The sequence below is a fragment of the Mycolicibacterium sediminis genome, from assembly GCF_010731735.1.
In the GTDB taxonomy this organism is placed as follows: domain Bacteria; phylum Actinomycetota; class Actinomycetes; order Mycobacteriales; family Mycobacteriaceae; genus Mycobacterium; species Mycobacterium sediminis.
Genome location: NZ_AP022588.1, coordinates 5566671 through 5581398, shown reverse-complemented (window position 1 = coordinate 5581398; position 14728 = coordinate 5566671). Strand labels below are relative to the sequence as shown.

Sequence of the window (14728 nt, the reverse complement as noted above, 5' to 3'; positions counted from 1 at the left end):
AAAGCGGGCGAGGCGGGCGGGCGTCGGAGAAGGGGGTCGCGGCGGGTCAGTCGCGCGCGGCGGCGAGCAGGCCGTCGCCGAGCGGGATGAGCACTGGCGTCAGCCGCTCGTCCTCGGCGATCAGGCGGGCGGCCTCGCGGACGGCGCCGACCTCCTTGTCGGACGCGCTCGCATCCCCGGCGCGGCCACCGAGCGCGGCGCGGTGCACCACGATCGCGCCGCCGGGCCGGAGCAGGCGGACGCCCTCGGCGACGAACTGCGGCTGATCGATCGGGTCGGCGTCGACGAACACCAGGTCGTAGGACTCGTCGGCGAGGCGGGTCAGCACCTCCTGGGCGCGTCCACCGATGAGGCGGGTCCGCGACGGGCCGATGCCGGCCTCCTGGAACGCCTGCTTGGCGAGTCGCTGGTGCTCGGGTTCGACGTCGATGGTGGTGAGGACGCCGTCCTCGCGCATCCCGGCGAGCAGCCACAGACCGCTGACCCCGGCGCCGGTGCCGACCTCGACGACGGCCTTCGCCCTCGCGAGCCGTGCCAGCACGCTGAGCAGCGCCCCGACCGCGGGCGTCACCGCGCCGGCACCGCTGTCGTCGGACCGCTCGCGCGCGGCGGCGGTGATCGAGTCCTCGGTGATCGACTGTTCGGCGTGCGTCAGGATCGACTCGGAGCGACTCGGCCGTACCTGACCCTCATCGGTGCTGGCCATGCCCGCAGCGTAGAGGGCGACGACGAAGGTGGAGCCGGCGACACGCCCGCGCGACGGCGCCGGTGTGGGCGGATTCTCACCTCGTTTGTGCACGTCGCGCGCCGGGTAGCCCGCTTTCTCAGGAAAAGTTCAGTCGGCTCATATGTCCACCTCAACAGGGTGCGGAACGGTAGGTCCATGACACACGGTGCGACCCCGCAGTTCGAGAACGACGGCGGGAATTTCCGTGCCGGACGGGGCGTTGTCGGGCCAGAGGCTCCGTCACGAACCGACGGAGTCCGCCACGGCGATCTGGAGGATCCGACGACCACGCCAAGCACGTCCCCCGTCTTCATGACTCACCTCGAGCCGGGCTCCGACGCCGAGCAGGCCGGCTGGGTCGAGCCCACCGACGAGCTGACGGGCACCGCCGTGTTCGACGCAACCGGCGACCAGTCGGCGATGCCGTCGTGGGACGAGCTGGTCCGGCAGCACGCCGACCGCGTCTACCGCCTGGCCTACCGGCTCTCGGGCAATCAGCACGACGCCGACGACCTCACCCAGGAGACCTTCATCCGGGTCTTTCGGTCGGTGCAGAACTACCAGCCGGGCACCTTCGAGGGCTGGTTGCACCGCATCACGACCAACCTCTTCCTGGACATGGTCCGCCGCCGCAACCGCATCCGCATGGAGGCGCTGCCGGAGGACTACGACCGCGTGCCGGCGGACGACCCGAATCCCGAGCAGATCTACCACGATTCGCGTCTGGGACCCGACCTGCAGGCCGCGCTGGACTCGCTGCCGCCGGAGTTCCGTGCCGCCGTGGTGCTGTGCGACATCGAGGGATTGTCCTACGAGGAGATCGGCGCGACGCTCGGCGTGAAGCTGGGCACCGTTCGTAGCCGCATCCACCGTGGACGGCAGGCGCTGCGCGACTACCTGGCGGCCCACCCGAGCCCAGACACCGCCCACCACGCCCGATCGGCGTGATCCTCGGAGCGTTCCTGGGTGTCTGAGGACGCGGGCCGCGCTACATTCGAAGAGTCGCGTATCGCGTCGTGTGACGACTGGAGAGGAGTCCGATGATGGTCGATCCCGCACACGTCTTCCGTCGGGCCCTCTCGTGGTTCCCCACCCAGTTCGCGTCGCAGAGCGGCAGTCCCGTCGGCCCTCGGCAGTTCGGCTCGACCGAGCACCTGTCGACCGAGGCGGTTGCGGCGTTCGTAGACGGTGAGCTGAGCATGAAGGTTCACCTCCGGGCGGCCGGTCACATGTCGCAGTGCCCCGAGTGCGCCGCGGCGATCGACGCACAGGGCCAGGCGCGGACGGCGTTGCGGGAGTCCTGCCCGATCTCCATTCCCACGTCCCTGCTGGGGGCGTTGTCGCAGATCCCGCACCATGCCGTCCACGAGCCGACCCTCGGTGACGACGACCCCGGGTTCGCCGACGGCAGCCTGCGTGACCGCCGCAAACCCCGGTAGGCTGGCAGGGAGTTCGGCCGACGAACCGGCTCCGGAAACGAATAGCGCACGTCAGTCTCGAGACTGGCGTGCGCCTTGACGAGAGTGGATCAACGGGTGACCAATCAGGACCAGTCCGGCAACACGCACCGCCTGGCGCCCCGCCCGGTGAACCGTCCGCCCGTCGACCCGGCCGCCACCCGGACCTTCGGCCGTCCCGAGGGCTTCACCGGCTCGTTCCTGGGCGCCGACCAGCAGCGCGATCAGGGTGAGTACGCACCGCGCAATCAGGCGCCGGACCCCGTGCTCGCCGAGGCGTTCGGCCGCAACGGTGCCGGTGAGTCGCTGCAGCGCCACCCCGCGGACGCCGGCGCACTCGAGGCCTCACGCGACACCAGCGGCGACGTCCCGCCGGATCCGTGGCGCGACCCCTCGGCCATCCCGTCGCTCGGCACCCCCGCGCAACCGCAGTCCGCACCCGTCGTCGAGCAGGTGCCCGCCGGCAAGCTCGGTGTCCGCGACGTGCTCTTCGGGCGCAGGGTGTCGTGGACCGCGCTGGCACTGCTGGCGATCGTGGCGCTGATCATCGGCCTCGGTGGCGGCTGGGTCGGCAACAAGACCGCACAGGTCGTCGAGGCGTTCACGACGTCGAAGGTGACGCTGGAGACCGACGACAACCCCGAGGCGCCCGCTGGCCGGTTCGCGACCGTGGCGAAGGCCGTCGCCGACTCCGTCGTGACGATCGAGGCGACCAGCAAGACCGAGGGGTCCCAGGGGTCGGGCGTCGTCATCGACGGCCGCGGTTACATCGTGACCAACAACCACGTCATCTCCGAGGCCGCGAAGAACCCGGCCGACTACAAGCTGACGGTCGTCTTCAACGACGGCAAGGAAGTACCGGCGAACCTCGTCGGGCGCGACCCCAAGACCGACCTCGCCGTCATCAAGGTCGACAACGTCGACAACCTGTCGGTCGCTCGGTTCGGCGACTCGGAGAAGGTCCAGGTCGGCGAAGAGGTGATCGCTGCGGGCGCACCCCTGGGGCTGCGCAGCACCGTCACCCACGGCATCGTCAGCGCGCTGCACCGGCCGGTGCCGCTGTCGGGCGAGGGCTCCGACACACAGACGGTCATCGACGGCGTGCAGACGGACGCCTCGATCAACCACGGCAACTCCGGTGGCCCCCTGATCAACATGAACTCCGAGATCATCGGCATCAACACCGCCGGAAAGTCGTTGTCGGACAGCGCCAGTGGCCTGGGCTTCGCGATCCCCGTCAACGAGGTCAAGAGCGTGGTCGAGACCCTGATCAAGGACGGCAAGATCGCTCACCCGACGCTGGAACTCACGGCGCGCTCGGTCAGCAATTCGGTCGCCTCGGGCGCGCAGATCGCCAACGTCACCGTCGGCGGCCCCGCGGAGAGGGCCGGTCTGCTCGAGAACGACGTCGTCGTCAAGGTCGGCGACCGGAAGGTGGCCGACGCAGACGAGATGATCGTCGCGGTCCGTCAGCTCAAGATCGGTCAGGAAGCCCCCATCGAGGTGATGCGCGACGGGCGTCCCGTCACGCTGATGATCACCCCGGGTTCCGACGCAGACCAACCCGCCTCGTAAACCGTGTTCGCCAACGTCGGATGGGGCGAGATGCTCGTCCTCGTGATCGCCGGCCTGGTGATCCTCGGACCCGAGCGACTGCCCGGTGCGATCCGCTGGACGTCGAACTCCGTGCGGCAGGCCCGCGAGTACCTCAGCGGAGCGACGAGTCAGCTGCGCCAGGACCTCGGGCCTGAGTTCGAGGACCTGCGGGAACCACTCTCGGAGCTGCAGAAGTTGCGGGGCATGACGCCGCGCGCGGCCCTCACCAAGCACCTGCTTGACGGCGACGACTCGTTCCTCACCGGGAAGTTCGACACGCCCGCGGAGAAGCCGCACTCGGCACCGCCGCCCGGCCCACCGCCGCCGAAACCGGTGGACCCGTCCGCGGCGACGCCGTTCGACTCCGACGCCACCTGAGCGGCGACGGGTCAGCGTCCGGCGGGATCCAGTCCGAGCGACATGCCGGCCAGTCCGCGCTTGCGCGAGGACAGCGCGTCGGCCACCTTGCGAAGTTCCTTGCCGGCCACGGAGTCCGGCGCGCTCAGGACCAGCGGCACACCCGTGTCGCCTGCCTCGACCAGCGCGGGGTCGAGCGGGACCTGCCCCAGTAGCGGCACGTCCGCTCCGACCGCGATGGTGAGCCGCTCGGCCACCTGACGTCCGCCGCCCTCGCCGAACAGGTTGAGGGTGGACCCGTCGGGCAGCAGCAGCCCGGACATGTTCTCCACGACGCCGACGATGCGCTGCCGGGTCTGCAGGGCGATCGCACCGGCCCGTTCGGCGACCTCGGCGGCCGCGAGCTGCGGGGTGGTGACCACCAGGATCTCCGCGCCGGGGATCAACTGCGACACCGAAATTGCGATGTCGCCGGTCCCGGGCGGCAGGTCGAGCAGCAGGACGTCGAGGTCACCCCAGTAGACGTCGGCGAGGAACTGCTGCAGTGCGCGGTGCAGCATCGGTCCGCGCCACACCACGGGCGTGTTGCCCTGGGTGAACATCGCGATCGAGATGACCTTCACGTCGTGCGAGACGGGCGGCAGGATCATCGAGTCGACCTGCGTCGGGCGGTCGTCGGTGCCCATCATGCGTGGTACCGAGTGGCCGTAGATGTCGGCGTCGAGGACGCCGACGGACAGGCCGCGAGCGGCCATCGCGGCGGCGAGGTTCACGGTGACGCTCGACTTGCCGACCCCGCCCTTGCCGGAGGCGACGGCGTACACGCGGGTCAGCGAGCCTGGCTGCGCGAATGGGATCACCGGCTCGCGGGAGTCGCCGCGCAGCAGCTTGCGGAGTTCGGTGCGCTGCTCGTCGTTCATCACGTCGAGCGTGACCTTGACGGCGCCGGTGCCGGGCACGTCGGAGACGGCCTGCTTCACCCGGTCGATGATCTCGCTCTTCTTGGGGCACGCCTCGGTGGTCAGGTAGACCTCGACGTGCACGCCGTGGTCGGCGTCGATGGTGACGTCCTTGACCATGCCGACTTCGGTGATCGGACGCCGCAGCTCCGGGTCGATCACCTTGCCGAGGGAGGCGCGGACGGCCTGGTCGAGGTCACTGGCTGAGGAAGACATCGACCCGAGTCTATGCCGAGGTACCGACCCCGCCCGCGGTGGTCAGCTGGGCGGTGGGCCCGGTGCCGGACCGACGGGTCCCGGTACCGGCGACGCGGGGAGCGCCGGCGCGGGTGCCGGGGCGGGCGGCGGAGGTGCGAACAGCGGTGGGAAGGGCGGCGCCGGTGCCGGCGGCGGTACCGCGGCGGGCGGCGTGGCGCTGCCCTGCAGGCAGAACACCTGGCAGTTCTGCTGCGGCGCTCCGGGAGCGCCGGCGGGTCCGGGCAGCGGTCCCGGCGCGGCACCCGGGGCACCGATCTGGCCGGCGGTGTTGGTGCCTGCGATGTCGAACAGCGGCATGACCGCCAGCGGGTCGCTCGCGGGAAGACCGGTCGCGTTCAACGGGAGTCCGGGACCGAGGCCCTCGGCGGTGGAATTCAGGTGCACGTCGGAGATGGGCGGCGGCGTGCCGCCGATGGTCGGGAGGTCGACGGGTTCGACGCCCGTGGCGTAGGCCGCGGCCCACCCCAGCACGTTCTGGGCGTACGCCATCGAGTTGTTGTACCGCAGGATCGAGGAGAGGACCTGCGACTGATCCCGCAGGTTGAGGCTGCCGCTGCACAGGTAGCGCGCCGCGGCGAGTGTCGAGTCGAAGAGGTTCTGGACGTCGGCCTTGCCGTCGCCGTCGCCGTCCGAGGCGTAGCGGGCCCACGTCCCGGGCAGGAACTGCATCGGCCCCATCGCGCGGGCGTAAGTGACGCGGCCGGCCTGGACGCTCTGCACGATCACTTCGTTGCCGGCCAGGGTGCCGTCCAGGCTGGGCCCGTAGATCGGCTGGATCGGGGTGCCCGCCGCATCGGTGGCGCCGCCGTTGGCGTGCAGGCTCTCGATGCGCCCGATCCCCGCCAACAGGTTCCAACTGATCCCACACGTCGGGTAGGCCGACGCCATCATGCGCTCGGCGTTCCGGTACGCCTTGAGCGCCATGGCCGGGATGCGCAGGTTGCCCACCGGCGCCATCACGATGGGCGGCGGCGGCGGCGACGTCGCCGCGGGGGCCGAGATGAAGCGCAGCGGCTTGAGCGGCTTCGGTGCGGCGATCACCTTGGGACCGGAGTCGGAGTCCTCGCCGGTGTGCGCGACGGCTGCGAGCGGCATGTACCCGTCGGCGCTGACGACGTGGCGCGGGGCCGGTGCGGATGCGCCCACGGCGCCGATCAGGACGATCGGTGCGAGCACGGCAACGCCGAAAGCCGGGGTGCGGGCCACACGGGCCGCGCGACGCCGGGCCGCCGTCAAGGCGTCACGTCCCGCAAAGTGCACTTGAACCGTCCTCGCCAGCCGAGCATCGTGTGAACCAAGTCACCATACCCACTGGTGGTTCATCTGTTGCAGCAATGCCGAACAGCGGCGCACTCACCCGTTTCCGGGTTCGCCGAGCGCCTCGGTGCGGGCCTCGTTCCGGGGCTCGCCGCGGTCTCCGCTGCGCTGCCCGGACTTGTTCTTCTTGTCCGACTTCGACTTGGTGGCGCCGTCCCTGCCGGGCTGCAGCTCGTTGATGAGTTCGCGCAGATCCTCGAGTTCGCGGCGCAGGTAGTCGCGCGTCGCCACCTCGCCGACGGCGATGCGCAGTGCCGCCAATTCCCGCGCCAGGTACTCGGTGTCGGCCTTGGTCTGCTGGGCCCGGCGCCGGTCCTCGTCGAGCGAGACGCGGTCGCGGTTCTCCTGCCGGTTCTGCGCCAGCAGGATCAGCGGCGCCGCGTAGGCGGCCTGCGTCGAGAACGCCAGGTTCAGCAGGATGAACGGGTACGGGTCCCACTCCAGCCCGACGGCGAACAGGTTGAGCAGGATCCAGACGATGACGAACACCGTCTGGATGGCGAGGTAGCGGCCGGTGCCGAGGAACCGGGCGAACGACTCGCCGAACTGACCCGCCGCCTCGACGTCGATCTGCGGCGTGAACCGCCGCCGCGAGAGGCGCGGCGTGTCGAGGCGCTGCCGTGCGGTCGCGTCGCTCACGAGAGGCTCGTCGAGCCGTCGGTGGCGACGGGCAGCTCGGGCTCCTCGACGCTGACGCGCCAGTCATGCGGGAGCAGGTGGTCGAGGACGTCGTCGACGGTGACCGCGCCCAGCAGGTGGTTCTCCTCGTCGACCACGGGTCCGCACACCAGGTTGTAGGCGGCGAAGTACCGGGTGACGGCGGCCAGCGACGTGTCCGGTGACAGGTTGGGCAGGTCGGAGTCGACCATCCCGCTGACCAGTGCTGCGGGCGGCTCGCGGAGCAGGCGCTGCAGGTGCACGCAGCCCAGGTAGCGGCCCGTGGGCGTCGAGGTCGGCGGACGCACGACGAACGCCAGCGACGACAGCGCGGGCGTCAGGTCCGGATCGCGCACCCGGGCCAGCGCCTCGGCGACGGTCGCGTCCGGGGCGAGCACCACGGGCTCGGAGGTCATCAACCCGCCGGCCGTGTCGGGGGAGTGCTTCAGCAGGCGGCGCACCGGCTCCGAGTCCTCGGGGTTCATCCGGGCCAGCAGCACCTCGGCGCGCGAGGAGTCGAGCTCGCCGAGCAGGTCGGCCGCGTCGTCGGGGTCCATCTCCTCGAGCACGTCGGCGGCACGCTCGGTGTCCAACTGCTCGAGCAGGTCCACCTGCTCGCTCTCGGGCAGCTCCTGCAGGATGTCGGCGAGGCGCTCGTCGCCGAGGGCGTTGACCACCTCGTAGCGGCGCTTCGAGGGCAGCTCGCGGATGGCGTCGGCGACCTCGATGGGCCGCTGCCCCTCGAACTGTGCCAGCAGCTGCGCGACGCCCTGGCCGGGCAGCGCGAGCGCGGACGGCGTCAGGCCCGCCACGTTCTGCCAGTCGACGGTGTGCACGTTGGTGCGGCGCCCCAGCCGCCGGTGGTTGCGCACCGCGACGCGCGTCACCACCCAGTCACGGGACCTGATCTGCTCGATGCCGAGATCGATGACGATGACGTCGACCCCTGCGAGGTCGGGCAGCTCGGGATCGTTGACGCGGACCCGGGTGTCGAGGACCTGGCCCAGGACGAGGACCTCGCCGGGCCGCTGCGCGAACCGGCGCAGCGACACGTTGCCCGTGGTCAGCGTCACCGCGTTCGGCTCGATGGCGGTGACCCGCAGGATCGGGACGAAGATCCTCCTGCGGGTCAGCAGCTCGACGACCAGTCCGAGGACCCGGGGCTGGGAGCGCACGACGCTGATGCTGATCACGACGTCGCGAACCCGCCCGATGGATTCACCATCGGGCCCGAGCACGACCAGCCCGGATAGGCGGGCCGCGTAGACCCTGTTCACCGCCGACATGCCTCAAAGGGTAGAGAGTGATCACGTGGAGAACCTGTATCGCCCCCGTCGAACCGTCCTGTCGGTCCCTGGTAGCAGCGACAAGATGGTTCAGAAGGCGAAGCAGTTACCCGCCGACGAGGTCTTCCTCGACCTCGAGGACGCCGTCGCCCCCGACGCCAAGGGCGAGGCGCGCGCCCGGGTGGCGGAGGCCCTCGCCGAGCCGGGATGGGGTGACCAGCTCCGTGGCGTGCGGGTCAACGACTGGACCACGCCCTGGACGCACGCCGACGTGATCGAGGTCGTCGCGACCGCCGGTGCGGACCTCGACCTGATCGTCTTGCCGAAGGTCACCGACGCCGTGCACGTGCACGCGCTCGACCTGCTGCTCACCCAGCTCGAGACGACGCACGGCCTGCCGCCGGGCCGGATCGGCGTCGAGGCGCAGATCGAGAACGCCGCCGGGCTGACGAACGTCGACGCGATCGCAGCGGCGCCGCGCGTCCAGGCTCTGGTCCTCGGACCGGCCGACATGATGGCCAGCCTCAACATGCGCACGCTGGTGGTGGGGGAACAGCCCGAGGGCTACGACGTCGGGGACGCCCACCACCACGTGTTGATGCGCATCCTGGTGGCGGCACGCACCCGCGGCATCAACGCCATCGACGGGCCCTTCCTCAAGGTTCGCGACACCGACGCCTTCCGGCGGATCGCGGGCCGCTCGGCGGCGCTGGGCTACGACGGCAAGTGGGTGCTGCACCCGGACCAGATCGCGGCGGGCAACGAGGTGTTCAGCCCGCGTCAGGCCGACTACGACCACGCCGAACTCATCCTCGAGGCCTACGACTGGCACACCTCGCGGGCGGGTGGCGCCCGCGGCGCGGTGATGCTCGGCGACGAGATGATCGACGAAGCCAGCCGGAAGATGGCGCTCGTCGTCGCGGGCAAGGGTCGCGCGGCCGGCATGGCGCGGACGACGCCGCCGTTCGATCCGGCGACTTAGACCAGCGAGAAGCCGCTGGCCATGATGCCGACGAACATCACGAAGTACAGGAAGGAGCCGATCGCGACCAGCGCACCGACGATGGTGCCTGCCAGCGCCAGCCCGAAGCCGTCCTGCCCGGTGCTGCGCGTCTCGCGCAGGGCCACGATGCCCAGGATCAGCCCGACGATGGACGGCAGGCCGCAGAACAGCAGGCCGCCCAGCGAGGTGACGAGCGCTGCGATCGCCTTGCCGTTGGTGCCGGGCGGCTTCGTCGCGCGGTAGGGGTCGTAGCCGCCGTACTGGTATCCGGCGGCAGGCATCGGATACGGCGGCGGGGGACCGTATCCGGGCGGGGGTGGATACGCGTCATAGACCGGCGGCGGCAGATCCGGCCCCGCCGGATAGTCGAGGGGCGCGTAGGGATCCGGCGTGGCCGGACCGTCGAGCGGGGCGAACTCGTTGCGTCGCGGCTCGGGACCGCTGGTCATCAGGCCGACACGATGACGAGCCACAGCACGGTGAGCAGTAGCGTCACGCCACCGACGGCGATGCCTGCGATCGCCAGCCCGCGGCCCGACTCGCCGCTCGTCTTGATCTGGTTGAGCGCGACGATGCCGAGGGCGATGCCCGCGACCGACCCGATGCCGCACAGCGAGACCACCGACGCGACCAGTGACGCGATCGCCAGCACGTTCGTCTTGACGCTCTGGCCGTAGGCGCCGTACCCGGGGGGTGGTCCGTATCCCGCGGCGCCGTAACCGGGCGCGCCGTAACCGGGCAGTGGGCCGTACCCGGGCGGTGGGCCGTACCCCGGAACGCCGCCGCCGGGCGGCTGCCCGTAGCCCGGGTCCTGCGGGTACCCCGCTGGTGGATAGCCCGACGACGGGTCGTACGGCGGAGGCGGCGGATACACGGGCGGCGGGTAGCCGGCGTCGGCTCCCGGGTAGCCGGATTCCGTGGGCGGCTGGCCGACGTGGGGAGCGTCGTACCGGGGCGGCGCGTCGTACTGCTGCGGCGGGTCGTACGCGGGGTTCGCATACGCGGGCTGAGAGTCGCCCTCGGATTGCCGGGTGTGTTCGATGGAGGGGGCTTCGTAGCCTCCCGACGTCGGCTCCGACGTGCCCGAACCGGTGTCCGGTGACGACCCTCCGCCTGTGTCCGACCCCTCACTCGTCATGGCCACAAACCTAGCGCACGTGCCGATCCCGGGTGTTCGAAGCGCATTCGGGGCACGATGATCGTCGGTGGCGCGTTGATGAGAGAGACGAGCACGTCAGAGTCGGAGGAGACGAACCATGACCAGCCCGCTACAACCTGGTCCGAAGGCCGGCCGCGGCGGCCCCGCGGGGTTGCCGACCCCGCCCAAGGGATGGCCGATCGGGTCCTATCCCACCTACGCGGAGGCGCAACGCGCCGTCGACCATCTGTCGGATCAGCAGTTCCCCGTCCAGCAGGTGACGATCGTCGGGGTGGACCTCATGCAGGTCGAGCGCGTCACGGGCCGACTGACCTGGCCGCGTGTCCTCGCGGGCGGTGCCCTGACCGGTGCCTGGCTGGGCCTGTTCATCGGCCTGGTCCTCGGATTCTTCAGCCCCAGCCCGTGGGGCTCGTTGATCGCCGGCCTCGTCGCGGGTGTGTTCTTCGGGCTGATCACCTCCGGCCTGCAGTACGCGATGGCAAGGGGTACGAGGGATTTCAGTTCGACGATGCAACTGGTCGCCGGCCGCTACGACGTGCTGTGCGATCCCCAGAACGCCGAACAGGGGCGGGATCTGCTGGCGCGCTTGACCATCTGATCGTGATGGGTGCGGCGGTCGCCGCACCGGGGTGAGGTCACGATCGGACGCCGATATACGCCGCGCGCGGCGGGGAGTGTTGCACATCACGCACGAATCGCTCTACGGTTTGCGCGCGGGACGTTCCCGCTCTGACCGGCGGACGGAGGCTGGTGGTGCACGCTCGGCGGCTGTGCGCTGCGGCGGTGGCTGCGTGTGTGACGGCCTCGGTCGTCACGGCTTGCGGTACCAGCAGCGGTGGAATCGTCATCAACTACTACACGCCGGCAAGCGAGATGGCGACGTTCACCGCCGTGTCGAAGCGGTGCAACGAAGAACTCGGCGGCCGGTTCACCATCCAGCAGATCAGCCTGCCCAAGGGCGCCGACGATCAGCGGCTGCAGCTGGCCCGGCGACTGACCGGCAACGACAAGACCCTCGACGTGATGGCGCTCGACGTCGTCTGGACCGCCGAGTTCGCCGAAGCGGGTTGGGCCCTTCCGCTTTCAGACGACCCGGCCGGTCAGGCCGAGGCCGACGCGACCTCGAACACGCTGCCCGGTCCGCTCGAGACCGCGAGCTGGCAGGACCGGCTGTACGCCGCGCCGATCACCACCAACACCCAATTGCTCTGGTACCGGGCCGATCTCATGCAGGACCCGCCCCAGAACTGGGATGACATGGTGTCCGAGGCCACCCGGCTGCACGCCGAGGGCAAGCCGAGCTGGATTGCGCTGCAGGCAAAGCAGTACGAGGGCCTGGTGGTGTGGTTCAACACGTTGCTGGCGAGCGCCGGTGGACAGGTGCTGTCCGACGACGGCAAGACCGTGACGCTCACCGACACCCCCGAGCACCGCGCCGCCACCGTCAAGGCGCTGCAGATCATGAAGGCGGTCGCCACGGCGCCCGGTGCCGACCCGTCGATCACGCAGACCGACGAGGGCACCGCGCGGCTGGCGCTCGAGCAGGGCAAGGCCGCGCTCGAGGTGAACTGGCCGTTCGTGTTGCCCTCGATGCTGGAGAACGCGGTCAAGGGCGGCGTGGAGTTCCTGCCCCTGAACGACCAGCCCGACCTGGCGAGCAGCATCAACGAGGCCGGGTCGTTCTCGCCCAGCGACGAGCAGTTCGACGCCGCGTACGAGGCGAGCAAGAAGGTGTTCGGTTTCGCCGACTACCCGGGCGTGATCCCGGGCCAACCGGCGAAGGTCACCCTCGGCGGGCTGAACCTCGCGGTCGGCAAGAACACCCAGCACAAGGCCGAGGCGTTCGAGGCGATCCGTTGCCTGCGCAACGTCGAGAACCAGCGCTACACCTCGGTCGAGGGCGGGCTGCCCGCGGTCCGCGCGTCGCTGTACGACGATCCGGCGTTCCAGGCGAAGTACCCGCAGTACGCCATCATCCGCGAGCAACTGACCAACGCCGCCGTGCGCCCCGCGACGCCGGTGTATCAGGCGGTGTCGACCCGCATCTCGGCGACACTGGCGCCGATCACCGACATCGACCCCGAGTCCATGGCGGACGAGTTGACCGAACAGGTGCAGAAGGCCATCGACGGCAAGGGGCTGATCCCGTGACCGCCCCCGCCGTCGACGCCTCGACCGACGACGAGAAGTCCGAGCGTCGACTCGCGTTCTGGTTGGTGAGCCCGGCCGTCGTCCTCATGCTCGCGGTCACGGCCTACCCGATCGCGTACGCGGTGTGGCTGAGCCTGCAGCGCTACAACCTGGCCGCGCCCGACGACACCGAGTTCGTGGGGCTGAGCAACTACCAGACCATCCTCACCGACCGGTACTGGTGGACGGCCTTCGCCGTGACGCTGTCGATCACCGTGGTATCCGTCGCGATCGAGTTCGTCCTCGGCATGGCGCTCGCACTCGTCATGCACCGCACCATCTTCGGCAAGGGCGTGGTGCGCACCGCCGTGCTGGTGCCCTACGGCATCGTCACCGTCGCGGCGTCCTACAGCTGGTACTACGCCTGGACGCCGGGCACCGGCTACCTCGCGAACCTGCTGCCGGAGGGCACGGCGCCGCTCACCGAGCAGCTGCCGTCGCTGGCGATCGTGGTGCTCGCCGAGGTGTGGAAGACGACCCCGTTCATGGCGCTGCTGCTGCTCGCCGGGCTGGCGCTGGTGCCGCAGGACCTGTTGAACGCGGCGCAGATCGACGGCGCAGGCGCGTGGAAGCGCCTAGTCAAGGTGATCCTGCCGCTGATCAAACCGGCCATCCTGGTAGCGCTGCTGTTCCGCACCCTCGATGCCTTCCGCATCTTCGACAACATCTACGTGCTGACCGCAGGCGCGAACGACACCGGGTCGGTGTCGATCCTGGGGTACGACAACCTCTTCAAGGCCTTCAACCTCGGCCTCGGGTCGGCGATCAGCGTGCTGGTGTTCCTGTGCGTGGCGGTCATCGCGTTCATCTACATCAAGCTGTTCGGCGCGTCGGCTCCCGGCTCGGACGAGGAGAGACGATGAGCGCTTGCGCGAAGAGCAGAGGGCAGCGATGAGCGCTTGCGCGAAGAGCAGAGGGCAGCGATGAGCGAGCGGGTGGGTACCGGCCGGGCCTCCGGGTGGGTCGTCGTCAACGTGATCGTCGTGCTCTACGCACTGTTCCCGGTGCTGTGGATCCTGTCGCTGTCGCTCAAGCCGACGTCGAGTGTCAAGGACGGCAAGCTGATCCCGGCCGAGATCACGTTCGAGAACTACCAGGCGATCTTCTCCGGCAACGTCTTCAGTTCGGCGCTGATCAACTCGATCGGCATCGGTCTCATCACGACGGTCATCGCGGTGGTCGTCGGTGGCATGGCCGCGTACGCCATCGCGCGGCTGGCGTTCCCGGGCAAGAAGGTCCTCGTCGGCGTCGCCCTGCTGATCGCGATGTTCCCGCAGATCTCGCTGGTGACGCCGATCTTCAACATCGAGCGGCGCATCGGGCTGTTCGACACCTGGCCCGGCCTGATCATCCCCTACATCACCTTCGCGCTGCCGCTCGCCATCTACACGATGTCGGCGTTCTTCAAGGAGATCCCCTGGGACCTGGAGAAGGCGGCCAAGATGGACGGCGCGACGCCCGGACAGGCGTTCCGAAAGGTGGTGGCGCCGCTGGCGGCGCCGGGCATCGTGACCGCGGCCATCCTGGTGTTCATCTTCGCCTGGAACGACCTGCTGCTCGCCCTGTCGCTGACCGCGACGGAGCGGGCGATCACGGCGCCCGTGGCGATCGCGAACTTCACGGGCAGTTCGCAATTCGAGGAGCCGACGGGGTCGATCGCCGCCGGTGCGATGGTGATCACCGTGCCGATCGTCATCTTCGTTCTAATCTTCCAACGTCGGATCGTCGCCGGTCTGACGTCCGGTGCGGTGAAGGGGTAGTC

16 protein-coding genes are annotated in these 14728 nt (G+C 69.9%); 9 read left to right on the top strand and 7 right to left on the bottom strand.

Annotated elements, in window-relative coordinates; genetic code table 11:
* Positions 1–46 precede the first annotated feature (46 nt).
* Positions 47–706 carry an O-methyltransferase gene (locus G6N64_RS26530; protein ID WP_163800772.1) on the bottom strand — a complete coding sequence of 220 codons (660 nt, stop codon included), beginning with the start codon at positions 704–706 and terminating at the stop codon, positions 47–49.
* 177 nt (positions 707–883) lie between these two features.
* Here G6N64_RS26530 and sigE point away from each other — a divergent pair, with 177 nt between their 5' ends.
* From sigE to tatB, 4 genes are all read left to right on the top strand, one after another.
* Positions 884–1675, top strand: coding sequence for an RNA polymerase sigma factor SigE (sigE, locus tag G6N64_RS26525; RefSeq protein ID WP_409370803.1), 792 nt, complete (start codon positions 884–886; stop codon positions 1673–1675).
* Positions 1676–1770: 95 nt separating this feature from the next.
* Entirely contained in the window at positions 1771–2166 is a 396-nt protein-coding gene (gene rseA, locus G6N64_RS26520; protein ID WP_163800771.1) for an anti-sigma E factor RseA, read from the top strand.
* A 96-nt stretch (positions 2167–2262) separates the two neighbouring features.
* Positions 2263–3759 (top strand): serine protease HtrA, encoded by a 1497-nt coding sequence (gene htrA / locus G6N64_RS26515; RefSeq protein ID WP_163800770.1) that lies wholly within the window; start codon positions 2263–2265, stop codon positions 3757–3759.
* A gap of 3 nt (positions 3760–3762) precedes the next feature.
* Positions 3763–4158, top strand: coding sequence for a Sec-independent protein translocase protein TatB (gene tatB / locus G6N64_RS26510; RefSeq protein WP_163800769.1), 396 nt, complete (start codon positions 3763–3765; stop codon positions 4156–4158).
* Between the two features lie 11 nt (positions 4159–4169).
* Here the strand turns inward: tatB and G6N64_RS26505 are convergent, their stop codons facing one another.
* The 4 genes from G6N64_RS26505 to G6N64_RS26490 form a co-directional block, all read right to left on the bottom strand.
* The gene (locus tag G6N64_RS26505) at positions 4170–5312 is read right to left on the bottom strand and encodes an Mrp/NBP35 family ATP-binding protein (protein WP_163800768.1); all 1143 of its coding nucleotides are present in this window, start codon (positions 5310–5312) and stop codon (positions 4170–4172) included.
* A gap of 42 nt (positions 5313–5354) precedes the next feature.
* A complete protein-coding gene (locus G6N64_RS26500) occupies positions 5355–6614 on the bottom strand; it encodes a lytic transglycosylase domain-containing protein (RefSeq protein ID WP_409370804.1) in 1260 nt (419 codons plus the stop codon).
* A gap of 93 nt (positions 6615–6707) precedes the next feature.
* Positions 6708–7310, bottom strand: a complete 603-nt coding sequence (locus G6N64_RS26495) for a DUF1003 domain-containing protein (RefSeq protein WP_163800767.1) — start codon at positions 7308–7310, stop codon at positions 6708–6710.
* A complete protein-coding gene (locus tag G6N64_RS26490) occupies positions 7307–8614 on the bottom strand; it encodes a magnesium transporter MgtE N-terminal domain-containing protein (protein WP_163800766.1) in 1308 nt (435 codons plus the stop codon). Before G6N64_RS26490 ends, G6N64_RS26495 begins: the two co-directional genes overlap by 4 nt.
* A gap of 25 nt (positions 8615–8639) precedes the next feature.
* Here G6N64_RS26490 and G6N64_RS26485 point away from each other — a divergent pair, with 25 nt between their 5' ends.
* A complete protein-coding gene (locus tag G6N64_RS26485; RefSeq protein WP_163800765.1) occupies positions 8640–9596 on the top strand; it encodes an HpcH/HpaI aldolase/citrate lyase family protein in 957 nt (318 codons plus the stop codon).
* Here G6N64_RS26485 and G6N64_RS26480 read toward each other — a convergent pair.
* Both G6N64_RS26480 and G6N64_RS26475 read right to left on the bottom strand, forming a co-directional pair.
* Entirely contained in the window at positions 9593–10066 is a 474-nt protein-coding gene (locus G6N64_RS26480; protein ID WP_163800764.1) for a DUF4190 domain-containing protein, read from the bottom strand. The genes G6N64_RS26485 and G6N64_RS26480 overlap by 4 nt on opposite strands.
* Positions 10066–10755, bottom strand: a complete 690-nt coding sequence (locus tag G6N64_RS26475) for a DUF4190 domain-containing protein (RefSeq protein ID WP_163800763.1) — start codon at positions 10753–10755, stop codon at positions 10066–10068. Before G6N64_RS26475 ends, G6N64_RS26480 begins: the two co-directional genes overlap by 1 nt.
* 118 nt (positions 10756–10873) lie before the next feature.
* Here G6N64_RS26475 and G6N64_RS26470 point away from each other — a divergent pair, with 118 nt between their 5' ends.
* The 4 genes from G6N64_RS26470 to G6N64_RS26455 all read left to right on the top strand — a co-directional run bounded on the left by G6N64_RS26470 (position 10874) and on the right by G6N64_RS26455 (position 14726).
* On the top strand, positions 10874–11374 hold the full coding sequence (locus tag G6N64_RS26470) for a YflT domain-containing protein (RefSeq protein ID WP_163800762.1): 501 nt from the start codon (positions 10874–10876) through the stop codon (positions 11372–11374).
* 155 nt (positions 11375–11529) lie between these two features.
* Positions 11530–12927, top strand: a complete 1398-nt coding sequence (locus G6N64_RS26465) for an ABC transporter substrate-binding protein (protein WP_163802139.1) — start codon at positions 11530–11532, stop codon at positions 12925–12927.
* Positions 12924–13829, top strand: coding sequence for a carbohydrate ABC transporter permease (locus G6N64_RS26460; protein WP_163800761.1), 906 nt, complete (start codon positions 12924–12926; stop codon positions 13827–13829). The genes G6N64_RS26465 and G6N64_RS26460 overlap by 4 nt, the downstream gene beginning before the upstream one ends.
* A gap of 60 nt (positions 13830–13889) precedes the next feature.
* Positions 13890–14726, top strand: a complete 837-nt coding sequence (locus G6N64_RS26455) for a carbohydrate ABC transporter permease (RefSeq protein WP_163800760.1) — start codon at positions 13890–13892, stop codon at positions 14724–14726.
* Positions 14727–14728: the final 2 nt, after the last annotated feature.

Excerpts from the sequence above, each read along its gene's own strand:
- G6N64_RS26480 (WP_163800764.1), bottom strand. The coding sequence starts at position 10,066 with ATGACCAGCGGTCCCGAGCCGCGACGCAACGAGTTCGCCCCGCTCGAC.
- G6N64_RS26455 (WP_163800760.1), top strand. The coding sequence starts at position 13,890 with ATGAGCGAGCGGGTGGGTACCGGCCGGGCCTCCGGGTGGGTCGTCGTC.
- G6N64_RS26470 (WP_163800762.1), top strand. The coding sequence starts at position 10,874 with ATGACCAGCCCGCTACAACCTGGTCCGAAGGCCGGCCGCGGCGGCCCC.
- sigE (WP_409370803.1), top strand. The coding sequence starts at position 884 with ATGACACACGGTGCGACCCCGCAGTTCGAGAACGACGGCGGGAATTTC.
- G6N64_RS26505 (WP_163800768.1), bottom strand. The coding sequence starts at position 5,312 with ATGTCTTCCTCAGCCAGTGACCTCGACCAGGCCGTCCGCGCCTCCCTC.
- G6N64_RS26475 (WP_163800763.1), bottom strand. The coding sequence starts at position 10,755 with ATGACGAGTGAGGGGTCGGACACAGGCGGAGGGTCGTCACCGGACACC.
- rseA (WP_163800771.1), top strand. The coding sequence starts at position 1,771 with ATGGTCGATCCCGCACACGTCTTCCGTCGGGCCCTCTCGTGGTTCCCC.
- G6N64_RS26530 (WP_163800772.1), bottom strand. The coding sequence starts at position 706 with ATGGCCAGCACCGATGAGGGTCAGGTACGGCCGAGTCGCTCCGAGTCG.
- G6N64_RS26490 (WP_163800766.1), bottom strand. The coding sequence starts at position 8,614 with ATGTCGGCGGTGAACAGGGTCTACGCGGCCCGCCTATCCGGGCTGGTC.